The 15,931-nt window shown below is 55.6% G+C and carries 15 protein-coding genes and 2 tRNA genes; 6 read left to right on the top strand and 11 right to left on the bottom strand.

What is annotated here, in order from left to right; genetic code table 11:
• Positions 1–18 precede the first annotated feature (18 nt).
• From cysC to cysG, 4 genes are read right to left on the bottom strand one after another with little or no spacing between them, the layout of a single operon-like run.
• Positions 19–624, bottom strand: coding sequence for an adenylyl-sulfate kinase (gene cysC, locus BN2591_RS20320; RefSeq protein ID WP_086873615.1), 606 nt, complete (start codon positions 622–624; stop codon positions 19–21).
• Positions 624–2,051, bottom strand: coding sequence for a sulfate adenylyltransferase subunit CysN (gene cysN / locus BN2591_RS20315; protein ID WP_086873614.1), 1,428 nt, complete (start codon positions 2,049–2,051; stop codon positions 624–626). Before cysN ends, cysC begins: the two co-directional genes overlap by 1 nt.
• Positions 2,052–2,060: 9 nt before the next feature.
• Positions 2,061–2,969 carry a sulfate adenylyltransferase subunit CysD gene (gene cysD, locus BN2591_RS20310; protein WP_007370382.1) on the bottom strand — a complete coding sequence of 303 codons (909 nt, stop codon included), beginning with the start codon at positions 2,967–2,969 and terminating at the stop codon, positions 2,061–2,063.
• A 9-nt stretch (positions 2,970–2,978) separates the two neighbouring features.
• Positions 2,979–4,394 (bottom strand): siroheme synthase CysG, encoded by a 1,416-nt coding sequence (gene cysG, locus BN2591_RS20305; RefSeq protein ID WP_086873864.1) that lies wholly within the window; start codon positions 4,392–4,394, stop codon positions 2,979–2,981.
• A gap of 236 nt (positions 4,395–4,630) precedes the next feature.
• Between cysG and BN2591_RS20300 the strand changes: the two genes are divergently transcribed.
• Positions 4,631–5,665 carry an aminopeptidase gene (locus BN2591_RS20300; RefSeq protein ID WP_086873863.1) on the top strand — a complete coding sequence of 345 codons (1,035 nt, stop codon included), beginning with the start codon at positions 4,631–4,633 and terminating at the stop codon, positions 5,663–5,665.
• A 115-nt stretch (positions 5,666–5,780) separates the two neighbouring features.
• Here BN2591_RS20300 and rlmM read toward each other — a convergent pair whose 3' ends face one another.
• The 4 genes from rlmM to BN2591_RS20280 form a co-directional block, all read right to left on the bottom strand.
• Complete coding sequence (gene rlmM / locus BN2591_RS20295; protein WP_086873613.1) at positions 5,781–6,881, bottom strand: 23S rRNA (cytidine(2498)-2'-O)-methyltransferase RlmM; 1,101 nt, start codon at positions 6,879–6,881, stop codon at positions 5,781–5,783.
• A complete protein-coding gene (locus BN2591_RS20290) occupies positions 6,874–7,269 on the bottom strand; it encodes a DUF423 domain-containing protein (RefSeq protein WP_020455036.1) in 396 nt (131 codons plus the stop codon). The genes rlmM and BN2591_RS20290 overlap by 8 nt, the downstream gene beginning before the upstream one ends.
• A 40-nt stretch (positions 7,270–7,309) precedes the next feature.
• Positions 7,310–8,224, bottom strand: a complete 915-nt coding sequence (gene gcvA, locus BN2591_RS20285; RefSeq protein ID WP_017457703.1) for a glycine cleavage system transcriptional regulator GcvA — start codon at positions 8,222–8,224, stop codon at positions 7,310–7,312.
• A gap of 351 nt (positions 8,225–8,575) precedes the next feature.
• A complete protein-coding gene (locus BN2591_RS20280; protein ID WP_020455037.1) occupies positions 8,576–8,803 on the bottom strand; it encodes a YgdI/YgdR family lipoprotein in 228 nt (75 codons plus the stop codon).
• A 192-nt stretch (positions 8,804–8,995) separates the two neighbouring features.
• Here BN2591_RS20280 and csdA point away from each other — a divergent pair, with 192 nt between their 5' ends.
• Positions 8,996–10,204 (top strand): cysteine desulfurase CsdA, encoded by a 1,209-nt coding sequence (gene csdA, locus BN2591_RS20275; protein ID WP_086873612.1) that lies wholly within the window; start codon positions 8,996–8,998, stop codon positions 10,202–10,204.
• A complete protein-coding gene (csdE, locus tag BN2591_RS20270; RefSeq protein WP_086873611.1) occupies positions 10,201–10,650 on the top strand; it encodes a cysteine desulfurase sulfur acceptor subunit CsdE in 450 nt (149 codons plus the stop codon). Before csdA ends, csdE begins: the two co-directional genes overlap by 4 nt.
• Here the strand turns inward: csdE and tcdA are convergent.
• Together tcdA and mltA are read right to left on the bottom strand one after the other, a co-directional pair.
• A complete protein-coding gene (gene tcdA, locus BN2591_RS20265; protein WP_086873610.1) occupies positions 10,635–11,447 on the bottom strand; it encodes a tRNA cyclic N6-threonylcarbamoyladenosine(37) synthase TcdA in 813 nt (270 codons plus the stop codon). The two genes, csdE and tcdA, sit on opposite strands and share 16 nt — an antisense overlap.
• 68 nt (positions 11,448–11,515) lie before the next feature.
• Complete coding sequence (gene mltA, locus BN2591_RS20260) at positions 11,516–12,622, bottom strand: murein transglycosylase A (protein ID WP_086873609.1); 1,107 nt, start codon at positions 12,620–12,622, stop codon at positions 11,516–11,518.
• 206 nt (positions 12,623–12,828) lie between these two features.
• Between mltA and BN2591_RS20255 the strand changes: the two genes are divergently transcribed.
• Both BN2591_RS20255 and BN2591_RS20250 read left to right on the top strand, forming a co-directional pair.
• Positions 12,829–12,905: transfer RNA gene (locus BN2591_RS20255), tRNA-Met, on the top strand.
• 51 nt (positions 12,906–12,956) lie between these two features.
• Positions 12,957–13,033 (top strand) — tRNA-Met (locus tag BN2591_RS20250).
• Between the two features lie 78 nt (positions 13,034–13,111).
• Here BN2591_RS20250 and amiC read toward each other — a convergent pair.
• Positions 13,112–14,365: an N-acetylmuramoyl-L-alanine amidase AmiC gene (gene amiC, locus BN2591_RS20245; RefSeq protein WP_017457697.1), complete on the bottom strand. Its 1,254-nt coding sequence runs from the start codon at positions 14,363–14,365 to the stop codon at positions 13,112–13,114.
• Between the two features lie 226 nt (positions 14,366–14,591).
• Here amiC and argA point away from each other — a divergent pair, with 226 nt between their 5' ends.
• Positions 14,592–15,923: an amino-acid N-acetyltransferase gene (gene argA / locus BN2591_RS20240; RefSeq protein ID WP_086873608.1), complete on the top strand. Its 1,332-nt coding sequence runs from the start codon at positions 14,592–14,594 to the stop codon at positions 15,921–15,923.
• Positions 15,924–15,931: the final 8 nt, after the last annotated feature.

Genomic DNA, 15,931 nt, shown 5'->3' with positions numbered 1-15,931 from the left:
TGTATCACCAGTACCGTCTCAGGATCTGATAATATCGCCCTGCCGGAGGAGGTCTAATAATTGGCTGACCAAATTTGTTACCAATTGTTCGCCGTCCAGATGCACTTCCGGCGATTGCGGCGCTTCGTAAACCGAATCGATGCCGGTGAAGTTGCGAAGTTCACCCGCACGCGCTTTCTTATACAACCCCTTAGGATCGCGCGTTTCGCAGATAGCCAGCGGCGTATCAACAAACACCTCGATAAACCGCCCTTCTCCGAGGCGATCGCGCACCATTTGTCGCTCGGCGCGGTGCGGTGAGATAAACGCGGTGAGCACGACCAGCCCCGCTTCAACCATTAATTTGGCCACTTCGCCCACGCGACGGATATTCTCTTTGCGATCGACGTCGCTAAAGCCTAAATCGCTGCACAAACCATGGCGCACATTGTCGCCATCCAGCAAATAGGTGCTAACGCCCGCACGGTGCAGCGCCTCTTCCAGCGCCCCCGCGACGGTCGATTTTCCCGAGCCGGAAAGGCCGGTAAACCACAACACAACTCCACGGTGACCGTGGAGTTGCTCGCGCGCTTCAGGCGTCACCGGGTGCGCGTGCCAGACGACATTTTCGTCATGCTGCGCCATTACTTGCCTCCCAGCAGATCGCGCGCGCCCCAGTGCGGGAAGTGCTTACGAATCAGCTGATTCAGTTCCAGTTCGAATGCGCTGAACTCGGATGTGCTGGCCTGCTGCTGGATATGAACCTCACGTACCATCCCTGCGCCAACGGTCACGTTACTCAGGCGATCGATAAAGATAATGCCGCCGGTGACCGGGTTCTGTTGATAAGCATCCAGCGTCAGCGGTTCGTCAAACGTCAGATCCACCAGGCCTATGCCATTCAGCGGCAAGGTTTCGACCTGGCGTTGCGTCAGGTTATTGATGTCCACCTGATAGTGGATACCATCAACGCGGGCGCGCGTTTTTTTGCCGGCCACTTTGATGTCATAGCTCTGACCCGGTTGCAGTGGCTGTTCCGCCATCCACACGACATCGAGCGATGCGCTCTGTACGGCAGGCAGCGTCTCTTGCGCATCCAGAATCAAGTCGCCACGGCTGATATCGATCTCATCTTTCAGTACCAGCGTAATCGCTTCACCAGCCCCCGCCTCCTGTAAATCGCCATCAAATGTGACGATACGGGCAATGGACGACTCCACGCCGGACGGCAGCACTTTGATACGCTGGCCGACTTTCACCACGCCGGAGGCGAGCGTACCGGAGAAACCACGGAAATCGAGGTTTGGACGGTTAACGTACTGCACCGGGAAGCGCATTGGTTGCGTATCCACCACGCGCTGGATTTCTACGGTTTCCAGCACTTCCAGCAGTGTCGGGCCGCTGTACCACGGCATTTTCTCGCTCTGGCTGGCAACGTTATCCCCTTCCAGCGCCGAAAGCGGTACAAAGCGGATATCGAGATTGCCCGGTAGTTGTCCGGCAAAGGTGAGGTAATCCTGACGAATGTTGTCGAACGTCTCTTCGCTGAAATCCACCAGGTCCATTTTGTTCACCGCCACCACCAGATGTTTGATACCCAGCAAGGTAGAGATAAAGCTGTGGCGGCGAGTCTGATCCAGCACGCCTTTACGCGCATCGATCAACAAAATCGCCAGATCGCAGGTCGACGCACCGGTCGCCATATTTCGGGTGTACTGCTCATGCCCCGGCGTATCGGCGATGATAAATTTGCGCTTCTCCGTGGAGAAATAGCGGTACGCCACATCAATGGTAATGCCCTGCTCGCGCTCCGCTTGCAGGCCATCCACCAGCAGCGCCAGATCGAGCTTTTCACCCTGGGTGCCGTGACGTTTACTGTCGTTGTGCAGCGTAGAGAGCTGATCTTCGTAGATCTGGCGGGTATCGTGCAGCAGACGACCAATCAGTGTACTTTTGCCGTCATCGACGCTGCCGCAGGTTAAAAAGCGCAGCAGGCTTTTATGCTGCTGAGCATGCAGATACGCTTCGACGCCGCCTTCATTGGCAATCTGTTGTGCAATCGTGGTGTTCATGGCGGCTCCTTAGAAGTATCCCTGACGTTTTTTCAGCTCCATGGAGCCGGCCTGGTCGCGGTCGATCACGCGCCCCTGACGTTCACTGGTGGTGGAAACCAGCATCTCTTCAATAATTTCCGGCAGCGTCTGTGCGCTCGATTCCACCGCGCCTGTCAACGGCCAGCAGCCAAGTGTGCGGAAACGCACCATCCGCTGCTCAATCACTTCGCCCGGCTGCAGATCGATACGGTCATCGTCGATCATCATCAGCATGCCGTCGCGCTCCAGCACCGGGCGTTCCGCCGCCAGGTAGAGCGGCACGATTTCAATATTTTCCAGGAAGATATACTGCCAGATATCCAGCTCGGTCCAGTTAGAGAGAGGGAAGACGCGAATACTTTCGCCTTTGTTGATCTGGCCGTTGTAGTTATGCCACAGCTCCGGGCGCTGGTTTTTCGGATCCCAGCGGTGAAAACGGTCGCGGAAGGAGTAAATGCGCTCTTTGGCGCGCGATTTCTCTTCGTCACGGCGCGCGCCGCCAAAGGCCGCGTCAAAACCGTATTTATTCAGCGCCTGCTTCAGCCCTTCGGTTTTCATGATATCGGTGTGTTTGGCGCTGCCGTGTACGAACGGGTTAATGCCCATCGCCACCCCTTCCGGGTTTTTATGCACCAGCAGCTCACAACCATAGGCCTTTGCTGTGCGATCACGGAATTCGTACATCTCACGGAATTTCCAGCCGGTATCCACATGCAGCAGCGGGAACGGTAGCGTACCTGGGTAGAAGGCTTTGCGTGCCAGATGCAGCATCACGCTGGAATCTTTGCCGATGGAGTACATCATCACCGGGTTGGAAAATTCGGCGGCCACTTCGCGGATAATATGGATGCTTTCCGCCTCCAGTTGTCGCAGATGAGTGAGTCGTTTTTGATCCATAACCATTCCTTAAGCCAGATTAATCACGGAGGCGTCGAACGCGTCCGTCGCTGTCGTATGCCGGAACCAGGCGAGTTCGCGATGTAGCCCAACCACCTCGCCCACCACCAGCAGGGCAGGCATCGGGGCGGCTTTCGCCAGTTCCTCAAGTTGTTCTAATGTGCCGGTAGCGACGTGCTGATCCGCACGCGTACCGCGGGAAATCACCGCCACTGGCGTGGTTTTGTCCCGCCCATGGGTCATCAGTTGTTCGCTGATTTCGGCTGCCTTCATCGTGCCCATATAGATAGCCAGCGTCTGGCGGCTCTGCGCCAGCTGCGACCAGTCAAACGGCGCGCTGTCGGCTTTATAGTGGCCAGTCACAAAGGTGACGCTCTGGGCAAAATCCCGGTGCGTCAGCGGGATGCCCGCATAGGCTGTCGCACCCGATGCTGCCGTAACGCCCGGCACCACCTGGAAAGGAATGCCCGCCTCAGCCGCCGCCTGTAGCTCTTCGCCACCGCGTCCGAAGATAAACGGATCGCCGCCTTTCAGGCGCACCACCGTTTTCCCCTCGCGCGCCGCGTCCACTAACATGCGGTTGGTATCATGCTGCGCGACAGCGTGCGAACCGGCACGTTTGCCAACGCAGATTTTCTCTGCGTCCCGCCGCACCAATTCCAGCACCGCATCGCTCACGAGGTGGTCATAAAACACCACGTCTGCCTGCTGGATAACCTGCAAGCCCCGCAGCGTCAGCAGTCCGGCATCGCCAGGCCCGGCACCAACCAGAATGATTTCACCGTCGCTTGAGCCAGGCTGCGCCAGCTCCGCTTCCAGCGCTTTTTCCGCTGCCGGTTCGTCACCCGCCGCCATCAGGCTGGCGAAACGCCCGCGAAAAGCGTTTTCCCAAAAACGACGCCGCTCGTCGGTAGTGCGGCGAAACGCTTTGATGCGCGTCCGCCAGCGCCCGGCGACCTCTGCCATGCGCCCGAGATTGCCCGGTAGCAGCGCTTCAATCTTTTCACGCAGTAACCGCGCCAGCACCGGCGCGTTACCGCCGGAAGAGATGGCCACCAGTAACGGTGAACGATCCACAATCGACGGGAAAATAAAGGAGCACAGCGGTTGGTCATCCACCACATTCACCAGCCGATGACGCGCATTGGCGGCGTCGAACACCCGGCGGTTCAGCGCCGAATCGTTGGTCGCGGCAATCACCAGAAAAACCGCGTCCAGTTGCGATTCGTCAAACTCGGTAGCCAGCCAGTGAAGCGATTGCGCATCGGCAAGTTGCTGCAACTGTGGTTCCAGCCGTTTCGCCACCACTTGCACATGTGCGCCAGCGCGACGCAAAAAGGCAATCTTGCGCGCGGCGATTTCGCCGCCGCCAATCACTAAAACGGGGCGGTCTTTTACAGCAGCAAATAACGGCAGGTAATCCACAACGCAGTAACTCACTCACAGCCAGCAATAGAGGGACTATAGGGGGCGGTTCAGAACGAATGAAATTACGAATTGGAATGAGTAGTTCCGCAAAGGAATAACGCTTGTGCAAAGCAAATATCAAAAAGTGCTTAACATCAACATTTTCGGAAGGTTAAGAAGAAATGAAATTGTGTAAAGCGGGTCACAGTTTCATACTAAGCGCGGTAAAAATTCTGCTGCTTAAAGGACTCACTATGTTTTCCGCATTGCGCCTCCGTACCGCTGCCCTGGCGCTCGGCGTATGCTTTATCCTCCCGGTTTCTGCCCGGACATCTCAACCCGGCGACTTTGCAACTGAGCAGGCCCGTCACATTGCCACCCTGTTCCCGGGACGTATGACCGGCACCCCCGCTGAAATGCTCTCTGCGGATTATGTTCAGCAACAATTTGAACAAATGGGCTACCAGAGCGATATCCGTAAATTCAAAACCCGCTACCGCTATACGGCGAAAGATAACCAGCAGAACTGGCAAAACGTTACCGGCAGCACGGTGATTGCCGCGCATGAGGGCAAACTGCCGCAACAGATCATCATTATGGCGCACCTCGACACCTATGCGCCGCGCAGCGACGCGGATGTCGACAACAACCTTGGCGGTTTAACGCTGCAGGGGATCGATGATAACGCGGCGGCTGTGGGCGTAATGCTGGAGCTGGCGCAAGCGCTGAAGCAGACGCCAACCCAATACGGTATTCGTTTCGTCGCCACCAGCGGCGAAGAGGAAGGCCAGCTTGGCGCAGAGAGCTACCTTGCGCGAATGAGCGACAAAGAGCGCAAAAACACGTTACTGGTGATCAACATGAATAACCTGATCGTCGGCGACAAGCTCTACTTTAGCAGCGGGAAAAACACGCCAGCTTCTGTGCGCAAACTGACGCGGGATCGGGCACTGGCTATTGCCCGCTCGCACGGCATTCAGGCGTTAAGCGCCCCGGTCACAGCCACCAAAAGCAACCACAGCGCTAATGATGCGCAGGTGTTTGATCAGGCGTCTATTCCAGTGCTGTCGGTGGAAGCGACAAACTGGTCGCTGGGCCTGAAAGACGGCAACCAGCAGCGCGCTAAATCCAAAACTTTCCCGGAAGGCGTAAGCCACCATAATGCCCGGCTGGATAACCAGCAGTATATCGACCAGGCACTACCGGGGCGCATTGAGCGCCGTAGCCGCGACGTGGTGCGCATCATGTTGCCGCTGGTGAGCGAACTGGCGAAAACCACCAAAAATTAACGCCAGCATTGCTGGCGTTATCTTGCTGATCCCCTGAACCCGCCCTGCGTGCAAAAACCGAAACGAAAAGATTTTTGCGCACGTCCGGGTTCAGAAGAAAGTGATGAACCGGCGGCTAGCGCTCGTCGCGACGCCCGCCTACCGCAGCCCACATTCTGCGCACATGCACCGTCACTTCTTCACGGTCATGATAGAGCTGACGCGCCTGAATCTGCGCGGCGACGTTATGCTCATCCAGTTGCGCCTGGATATACGCCAGGTTGTTCGACACCTCTTCGTAACGCTTTTTCATCGGCAGCTTGAGGTTGAAAATGGTTTCCCGACACCAGCCATTGGTCAGCCACTGCGCCATCAGAGCGGCGACTTTCGCCGGTTTCTCCACCATGTCACACACCATCCATGAGATGTTATTGCGGTTCGGTCGGTAGCGGAAACCATCTTCACGCAGCCAGGTCACCTGGCCGGTATCCATCAGGCTTTGCGCCATCGGGCCGTTATCGACTGACGCTACCCACATATTGCGTTTCACCAGCTGATAGGTCCAACCGCCCGGACACGCACCGAGATCCACCGCGTACATTCCGTTTGCCAGGCGTTCGTCCCACTCATCTGCCGGAATAAAGACGTGGAACGCCTCTTCCAGTTTCAATGTTGAACGGCTTGGCGCATCGGACGGGAACTTCAGACGCGGAATGCCCATATAAAACGGTGAGTTGTTAAAGGAGTACGAATAACCGGTATAGCAACAACCCGGCGCAATAAAGAACACATGAACCACCGGGCGCTTCGCTGAATCACTCCGCGCCAGGATGCCCGCTTCACGCAGCGCACTGCGCAACGGAACGGTAAACTTGCGACAGAACTTCATCAGCTCTTTGCTTTCGTTGGTATCGGCCACTTCGACACGCAAATCGCCGCCTTTATCCACGACGCCCTGCAACATGCCAACGATCGGCGTAATGCGATCTTCCGGCGGTAAGTCGCGCAGCAGCTCGCCGACGACAAACATCTGGCGGGCAAAAATCAGCGAACTGAACGGCAACTCACGCGCCAGTTTGTCAGCGTCGTCTTGCTGATAGCATTCAAACACCACATAGCCCGCGTTCTCTTTCACACGCGCGAAACCGAACACCTCAAGGCGGCCAGCTTTATCGGTAATTTCTGCTGCGCACTCTTTCTCAAAACCCGGGCGGCACAGCAATACCACTTTATTCATGAACAACGCCCCTACGTTTCAGACGAATTGCGCCAACTAACATTAATGCCCAGCCGATGAGAAAACAGACGCCACCGACCGGCGTAACAAACGCCCACAGGCGTAAATGTGAGAGCGCCAGGCAATAAAGGCTACCGCTAAACAACACGGTGCCGAACGCCAAAAAAACGCTGCTCCAGTAAAACCAGATGCTGATGCGGCGCTGCATCGCCACCGCCAGCCCAAGCACCGCGAGCGTATGGAATGCCTGATATTCGAGCCCGGTCTGGATCCAGCTCATCTCCACCACGCCCAAAGATTTGCGTAACACGTGCGCGCCGAAAGCCCCCAGCGCGACAAAAACGAAACCGCTTACCGCGGCAAAAATCAGCATAAAACGGCTGGTCATGTGAGTACCCTAAAAGTCATACGCGCCGTACGCGCGCGAATTATTGTTCGTAACGGAAACGGAACTTTTCCTGTTCGCTGGCCGCTTTTGCCAGGATCCACTGACGAAAGGCGGCTATTTTACCCAGTTCTGCCTGGCTGTCATGACAAACCAGATAAAACGCATTCTTACTGACCAGAACATCATTAAACGGGCAGACCAGACGGCCTGCCTCAATTTCGGACTGTGCCATTACATTGTTGGCCAGCGCGATCCCCTGTCCGTGGATAGCTGCCTGCAACACCATCGAGCTGTGGCTGAAAATCGGTCCCTGCTGAACATTAAGATTAAGACCTAACTGGCGCGTATAAGTTTGCCAGTCGCGACGAGAAGCATCATGCAGCAAGGTGTGATGCGCCAGATCTTCAGGCTTTTTCAACGCCTTATCACCGGTGAGTAATAACGGCGAGCAGACTGGCAGCAAGTATTCCGCGTACAATTTTTCAACACGTAGCCCTGGCCAGTTGCCGCGACCGTAAAAAATCGCCACGTCGACATCGTCCGCCAGTTTGTCCTCTTCGCGGTCAACCGCCTGGATACGCACGTCAATTCCCGGATAAGCTGAGTTAAAGCTAGAAAGCCTCGGCACTAACCATTGAATGGCAAAACTGGGCAATAAACTGACCGTGAGCGCGCCTTTTGCACTGCGTGCTTGCAGTTTGCGCGTGGCCTCATTGAGCTGGGAAAATATCTCTTTGATATCCTGAAAATAACTCTGACCTTCCTCGGTAAGCAGCAGCGAACGGTTGCGTCGACGGAACAATTTCAGGCCGAGAAAATCCTCGAGAGACTTGATTTGATGGCTTACTGCGGCCTGTGTCACAAAAAGCTCATCGGCGGCGCGAGTAAAACTCAGATGGCGGGCAGCGGCATCAAAAACACGTAATGCATTCAGTGGCGGTAATCGCTTGGACATGGTTATCAGGCTTAGATGTAAAGGCAATTTAACAAACAGGAAACAGTGTTTAACCTATTAGTTTTTTTTATCTGAGCCATTATAAATTGTCCGTTGAGCTTCTACCAGCAAATACCTATAGTGGCGGCACTTCCTGAGCCGGAACGAGAAGCTTTTTTTGGAATGCGTGTTCTGAAGGGCTTTTGGCTTACGGTTGTGATGTTGTGTTGTTGTGTTTGCAATTTGGTCTGCGATTCAGACCCCGGTAGCGACGCTACCCCTTTTTCACTTCCTGTACATTTACCCTGTCTGTCCATAGTGATTAATGTAGCACCGCAAGATTGCGGTGCTTTTTTTTACCTGAAATCAGGGTTATTTATCCAGCGCGACCATCTCTTTGACGTCGGTACGGTTGATCTGTTGCTCATTACCGTTGGCGTCTTTATAAGAGATCATGCCGGTCTGATCGTCGGTTTTCGGCTTACCTTCCGAAATAATCGTACGACCATCGTTGGTGTGTAACGCATAGTTCGGGCTGGAACAGGCGCTCAGGGCAAAAGCAAAAGCACATGCAGAAATAATTGCGGCAGCCTTTTTCATCTTCTTCTCCTTCTGGCAATTAATGCTGTGAAACACTCTTCACGGAAGAGTCTCGAACGATTAACTAACACTATTCAGCATAACCTGCTTACCGGACTCTGCCAGGACAAACAGACAATTCTGATGGTTATCAACTGCCTTGCTACGACCGAAAAATTGCGCGACGATCTGCGTAATTAGATGAGGAATCGCATGAACGCATTTAACCCAGCGCACTTTCGCGCGCAGTTTCCGGCGCTTGCCGATGCGGGCGTCTATCTCGACAGCGCCGCTACCGCCCTGAAGCCGCAGGCCGTGATTGATGCCACGCAACAGTTCTATAGCCTGAGCGCAGGCAACGTGCATCGCAGCCAGTTCGCGCAGGCGCAACAGCTCACCGCCCGCTATGAAGCGGCTCGCGAACAGGTCGCCGCCCTCCTTAACGCGCCGTCCGGGAAAAATATCGTCTGGACGCGCGGCACCACAGAAGCCATCAATATGGTCGCGCAATGCTACGCCCGCCCGCGTTTGCAAGCCGGGGATGAAATCCTCGTCAGTGAAGCGGAACACCACGCGAACCTGGTACCGTGGCTGATGGTCGCGCAGCAAACCGGCGCAAAAGTGGTGAAATTACCATTGGGAGCCGACCACTTACCGGATATCGCGCAATTACCGCAGCTCATTACCCCACGAAGCCGAATTCTGGCGCTTGGGCAGATGTCTAACGTCACCGGTGGCTGCCCGGATCTGGAACGCGCCATTACCCTGGCACATGCGGCAGGCATGGTCGTGGTAGTTGACGGCGCACAAGGCGTGGTGCATTTCCCGGCGAACGTGCAGCGTCTGGATATCGACTTCTATGCTTTTTCCGGCCACAAGCTCTATGGGCCAAACGGCATCGGCGTGCTGTACGGCAAAGCGGAACTGCTCAATGAAATGACACCGTGGCTCGGCGGCGGAAAGATGATTACCGAAGTGACATTTGATGGTTTCACCACGCAACCGGTGCCGTACAAGCTGGAAGCCGGGACACCTAACGTTGCGGGGGTGATTGGTTTAAGCGCCGCGCTCGAGTGGCTGGATACGCTGGATATTGTCCAGGCGGAGAGTTACAGCCGTGGGTTAGCCACGCTTGCGGAGGAGCAACTGGCACAGCGCCCGGGTTTCCGCTCTTTCCGCTGCCAGGATTCGAGCCTGTTGGCTTTCGATTTCGACGGTATTCACCACAGCGATATGGTGACGCTCCTTGCCGGTTACGGTATTGCGCTACGTGCCGGTCAGCACTGCGCACAGCCGTTGCTGGCGGCGCTGGGAGTCAGTGGTACGCTGCGCGCTTCATTTGCTCCTTATAATACGCAACACGATGTTGATGCGCTGATCGGCGCCGTTGATCGCGCGCTCGACATTCTGGGGGATGCATGACCAGCCCAGCTTTTGCCGGACATCCGTTCGGCACGGTGGTAACCGAAGAGACACTGCGCCAGACATTTGGCGTACTGAACCAGTGGGAAGATAAGTATCGCCAGTTAATCCTGCTTGGTAAGCAGTTACCCGCCGCAACAGATGAACTAAAAGCGCAGGCGCGGGAAATTCCCGGCTGCGAAAACCGTGTCTGGCTGGGTTCCACGCTCGGCGCGGACGGGAAAATGCACTTTTTTGGCGACAGTGAAGGCCGCATCGTGCGCGGGTTGCTGGCCATCCTGCTCACCGCGGTAGAAGGCAAGCACCCGCAAGCGCTGGTGAAAAACGATCCGCTGGCGCTGTTTGATGAGCTGGGGTTACGTGGCCAGCTTAGCGCCTCGCGTAGCCAGGGGCTGGCGGCGCTGGCTGCCGCCGTGCAGGAAGCAGCCCGTCAGGCGCTGGCCTGACGTTCGGCTTTCGCCATCAGTTTTTTCAGCGCATGGGAAACCGCGATAAAGCCAAACGTCGCGGTGACCATGGTCGCCGCGCCAAAACCAGCAGCGCAATCCATGCGTTTTGGCCCTTCCGCCGTGCTTTTCATGGCACACACAGAGCCATCCGCCTGCGGGTAAACCAGCGCTTCGGTGGAAAATACACAATCCACACCCAGCTTGCCTTTACTGTTCTTGACCACGCCAAAATCGCTTTTTAACCGCTCGCGCAGTTTCGCCGCCAGCGGATCCTGAATGGTTTTCGCCAGATCGCTCACCTGGATCTGTGTCGGATCGATCTGCCCACCCGCGCCGCCGGTCGTTACCAGCGGGATCTTATTGCGCCGGCAGTAAGCAATGAGCGCCGCTTTGGGGCGCACACTGTCAATCGCGTCAATCACATAGCTGTAGTCACGGCGCATTAACTGTGCGACGTTATCGGCAGTAACAAAATCATCAACCACGGTGACCAGGCACTCCGGGTTGATCTGGCGAATACGTTCCGCCATGACTTCGGCTTTCGCCAGCCCCACATTGTCACGCAGGGCGTGAATTTGCCGGTTGGTGTTGGTCACGCAGACATCATCCATATCAATCAGCGTGATAGCACCAATGCCGGTTCGCGCCAGCGCTTCCGCCGCCCACGAGCCGACACCGCCAATGCCCACCACACAAATGTGCGCGTCGGCAAACCACTGCAGCGCTTTTTCACCATACAACCGCGCGGTGCCGCCAAAGCGCTGGCGCCAGGCGTCACTGATTACTGCTGACATAAACAAACCTCAAGATGAAACGAAAGCCCCCTCTTCCGGAGCCGGAAGAGGGGGCGAGTGTAGCACACTCAGCCGCTGAACACGCCGCCGCCCGCGCCGGTACCTGGGGCGTTTTTCAACACCCATACGCGGCCATAATGGTTGTACCATCCGGCGCGGTGCCCCGCATCCGGGCCAATGCCCTGATAAATATCGAAGTGCTGGCCTTTGATTGCGCCGCCGACATCCAGCGCCACCATCAGGCGCAGCTCATATTTGCCGTTGAATTTGCCGTTGTTATCAAGCTGCGGCACTTCCGCCAGCAGCGTAGTGCCCGGCGGAATAATCGACCGGTCGGAAGCGACAGAAGCACGGCCGATCAGCGGCACCGCGCTGGCACCTTTTACCGGCGCCCAGGATTGTGGTTTAAAGAAGACGAATGAGGCGTTCTCTTCCAGCAACGCGCGCACTTCTGCTTCACTGTGTTTTTCGCCCCATTCACGAATCGCCTGCATCGACATATCTTCGCGCTTCACTTCACCACGGTCGATCAGCACCTTACCGATGCTGCGATAAGCGTGACCGTTTTTCCCGGCATAGCTGAAGAAGTTAAGCGGGCTGCCGTCGCCAAAATCGATGTAGCCGCTGCCCTGCACATCCATAATAAAGTTGTCCATCAGCGAGTTGCTGTAGGCCAGCACATAGCTGTCGCTGAGCGCGCCAGCGTAAATTTCCGCGCGTGACGGCAGACGGCCGCGTTTAGGCGGCATACGGTAGATCGGGTACTGGAACTCGCCCTGGCGTGTATGGCGCGCCTGCACAACCGGCGTGTAGTAACCGGTGAACTGCACGTTGCCATAGTTATCCGTGCCTTCCATTTGCCAGGCGTCGAGGCCGAACTGGCGCAAATTACGCGTATCGCCACCGGACATCAGCCACGACTGAATCGCGTTATAGACGCCGCTCTGGCTGCCATAGAGGCGCGGTGAGGCGCTGCGAATTTGATTAACCTGCTCGGAGAAGTCTCCGGCGTTGATTGGCGCACCTACGGCGTCAGGTTGATTGACCAGGGAAAAAGGCTGGGAAAATTTTCCGTCTTTATATTGTTGACCGCGATCGGTCGGTTTTGAAGAGCAGGCCGCGAGAATTGCCACCATTGCGCCTGTGAGTGCGAACTTAACCCAACGTCCTTTCATTATCTCTCATCTTCTGATTAACCCGGAGCGGGGTGAAGATAACAAACCCCACCCGCTAATGAAATGCGCCAGCACGACTCGGCGCTAATTTAGTGCAAAAAATAAACGGATTGTATTGTTTTTACACATAATCCCGCCAATTATGCGATCCAGGCAAAAAAAAGGTTGCATCAATACGTTTGCAGAGTATAGTGCGCATCCACGGACGCGGGGTGGAGCAGCCTGGTAGCTCGTCGGGCTCATAACCCGAAGGTCGTCGGTTCAAATCCGGCCCCCGCAACCAATTAAAATGTGAAGAAAAAAGTTTACATGACGGAAGTGTAAACAAGACGGACGCGGGGTGGAGCAGCCTGGTAGCTCGTCGGGCTCATAACCCGAAGGTCGTCGGTTCAAATCCGGCCCCCGCAACCAACACAATAAACACCTTAACGGGTGTTTTTTTGTTTCTGCGGTTCGCAAAAGAAAATGGCGCTTTTCAGCGCCATTCTGTTATCCCCTTCTCGCCAGCGTCGCGCCATCTGCGAAGTAGGCTTTAATCCCTGCCAGAATCGACTCTGCCACTTCCTGCTGGAATTTCGCCGTCTTCAGCTTACGCTCCTCTTCCACGTTACTGATAAATGCAGTTTCTACCAGAATCGAAGGAATATCCGGCGCTTTCAGCACCGCGAAGCCGGCCTGCTCAACCTGATTTTTATGCAGGTTGTTGATATTGCCAAGCTTATTGAGCACCGCTTTGCCAAACTTCAGGCTGTCGTTAATGGTTAGCGACTGCACCATATCGAACATGGTGTGATCCAGATAGCGATCGCCGCTTTTGCTCACCCCGCCGATTAAGTCCGACGCGTTCTGCGTTTCCGCCAGATATTTCGCGGCGGTACTGGTCGCCCCTTTGGTCGATAGCGCAAAGACGGAAGAACCGCTCGGCTGGCGGCTGCTGAAAGCATCAGCGTGAATCGACACAAACAGGTCAGCGCGCTGTTTTTGCGCCTTGGCAACGCGCACTTTCAACGGAATAAACACATCCTCGTTGCGCGTCATATAGGCTTTCATATTGCTCTCTTTCTCGATCAGCGCATGCAGCCGACGCGCGATTTGCAGCACCACATCTTTTTCCCGGGTGCGATATTTCCCCATCGCTCCCGGATCTTCACCGCCGTGACCGGGATCGAGCATGATCACAATCGGCCTGTCACGCCCGGCTTTCCCCGGCTTCGGGCCGCTCTCTGCGGGCGGCACCTGCTGCTCAAGATCGCCTTTGTTGTACTCTTCAAGCAGCGCCAGCAGTGGGTCCTGCACATCTTTCGCATTGGCCGGGTAGAGATCCATCACCAGTCGTTCTTTAAAACCGGCCACTGGCGCCAGCGCAAACAGCTGCGGCTTTACGTCCTGTTTCAGCTCAAACACCATGCGCACGGTCTGCGGATCGAACTGCCCTACCCGCGCGGATTTGATATAAGGATCGTCGCCACGGATCTGCGCGCCCATGCCCTTTAACACGGAGTTAAGATGCACACCTTCAAGATCCACCACCAGCCGGTCGGGGTTACTCAACGCGAACTGCTTATATTTGACGACATGGTTCGATTCCACCGTCACGCGCGTATAGCTTGACGCTGGCCAGACGCGAACCGCCACCACCTGGCTGACTGCAGCCAGACCAATTTGGCTCACGCTTAATAACCACATGGCCCCCGCGCCTTTTAAAAATCTGCGGCGACTCAGCGCTGATTGACTTCCCGACATGCTTCTCCCGAGCAATTTTTATATACGTAATAATATTCGTCAAAATTGACCGAAAACTTTAACCAATGATGCATAAACTGTCATCAATTAAAGGGTAAACATATGTCTGACCGCGGGCTGCGGCGAGGAACATTTGTTACACGACCACAAAATTTGCACTTGCACGCGACGGCAGAAAAGAATAAAAATACACAATTTACGAATAATCATGCATTGAGGACAGGCCGTGGTAAAAGAGCGTAGAACCGAACTGGTGCAGGGATTTCGCCACTCCGTTCCCTATATTAATGCCCACCGTGGCAAGACATTTGTCATTATGCTCGGCGGTGAAGCCATTGAGCATGAAAACTTTTCCAGTATTGTCAATGACATCGGCCTGTTGCACAGCCTGGGTATCCGGCTGGTGGTGGTCTACGGCGCACGTCCGCAGATCGACGCGAATCTCGCCGAACACAACCATGAGCCGATTTACCACAAACATACCCGCGTTACCGACGCGAAAACGCTTGAACTGGTTAAGCAAGCCGCCGGGTTGTTGCAACTGGACATCACCGCGCGTTTGTCGATGAGCCTCAACAATACCCCGCTGCAAGGCGCGCATATTAATGTCGTTAGCGGCAATTTTATTATCTCTCAGCCGTTGGGCGTGGATGATGGTGTCGACTACTGCCACAGCGGCCGTATCCGTCGTATTGATGAAGAGGCGATTCACCGCCAGCTTGCCAGCGGCGCGATTGTGCTGATGGGGCCGGTGGCAGTTTCGGTCACAGGCGAAAGTTTTAACCTGACCTCAGAAGAGATCGCCACGCAGCTTGCTATCAAACTGAAAGCGGAAAAGATGATCGGCTTTTGTTCATCGCAAGGCGTGATGAACGATGAGGGCGAGATTGTTTCTGAGCTATTCCCGAATGAAGCGCAGGCGCGCGTCGAGACGCTGGAAGCGCGTGGCGATTACCACTCCGGCACCGTGCGTTTCCTGCGTGGCGCCGTCAAAGCCTGCCGCAGCGGTGTGCGCCGCAGCCATTTAATCAGCTATCAGGAAGATGGCGCGCTGTTGCAGGAACTCTTCTCGCGCGACGGTATTGGTACGCAAATTGTGATGGAGAGCGCCGAGCAGATCCGCCGCGCCACTATCAACGATATCGGCGGGATCCTGGAGCTTATCCGCCCGCTGGAACAGCAAGGGATCCTGGTGCGCCGCTCGCGCGAACAACTGGAGATGGAGATCGACAAGTTCACGATTATTGAGCGCGATAATCTGACCATCGCCTGTGCGGCGCTTTATCCCTTCCCCGAAGAGAAAATCGGTGAGATGGCCTGTGTCGCGGTTCATCCCGATTACCGCAGCTCATCGCGCGGGGAAGTACTGCTGGAGCGCATTGCGGCCCAGGCAAGACAAATGGGCCTGAGCAAACTGTTTGTGCTGACCACCCGCAGTATTCACTGGTTTCAGGAGCGCGGTTTCACGCCAGTGGATATTGATTCCCTGCCGGAAACCAAAAAAGAGATGTACAACTACCAGCGCCGGTCAAAAGTGCTGATGGCCGATCTCACCTGAACTTTCGC

Source organism: Kosakonia pseudosacchari (assembly GCF_900184035.1).
Lineage (GTDB): Bacteria > Pseudomonadota > Gammaproteobacteria > Enterobacterales > Enterobacteriaceae > Kosakonia > Kosakonia pseudosacchari.
Note: the sequence above shows the minus strand (reverse complement) of the source record. Positions and strands in the feature narration are given on the sequence as shown.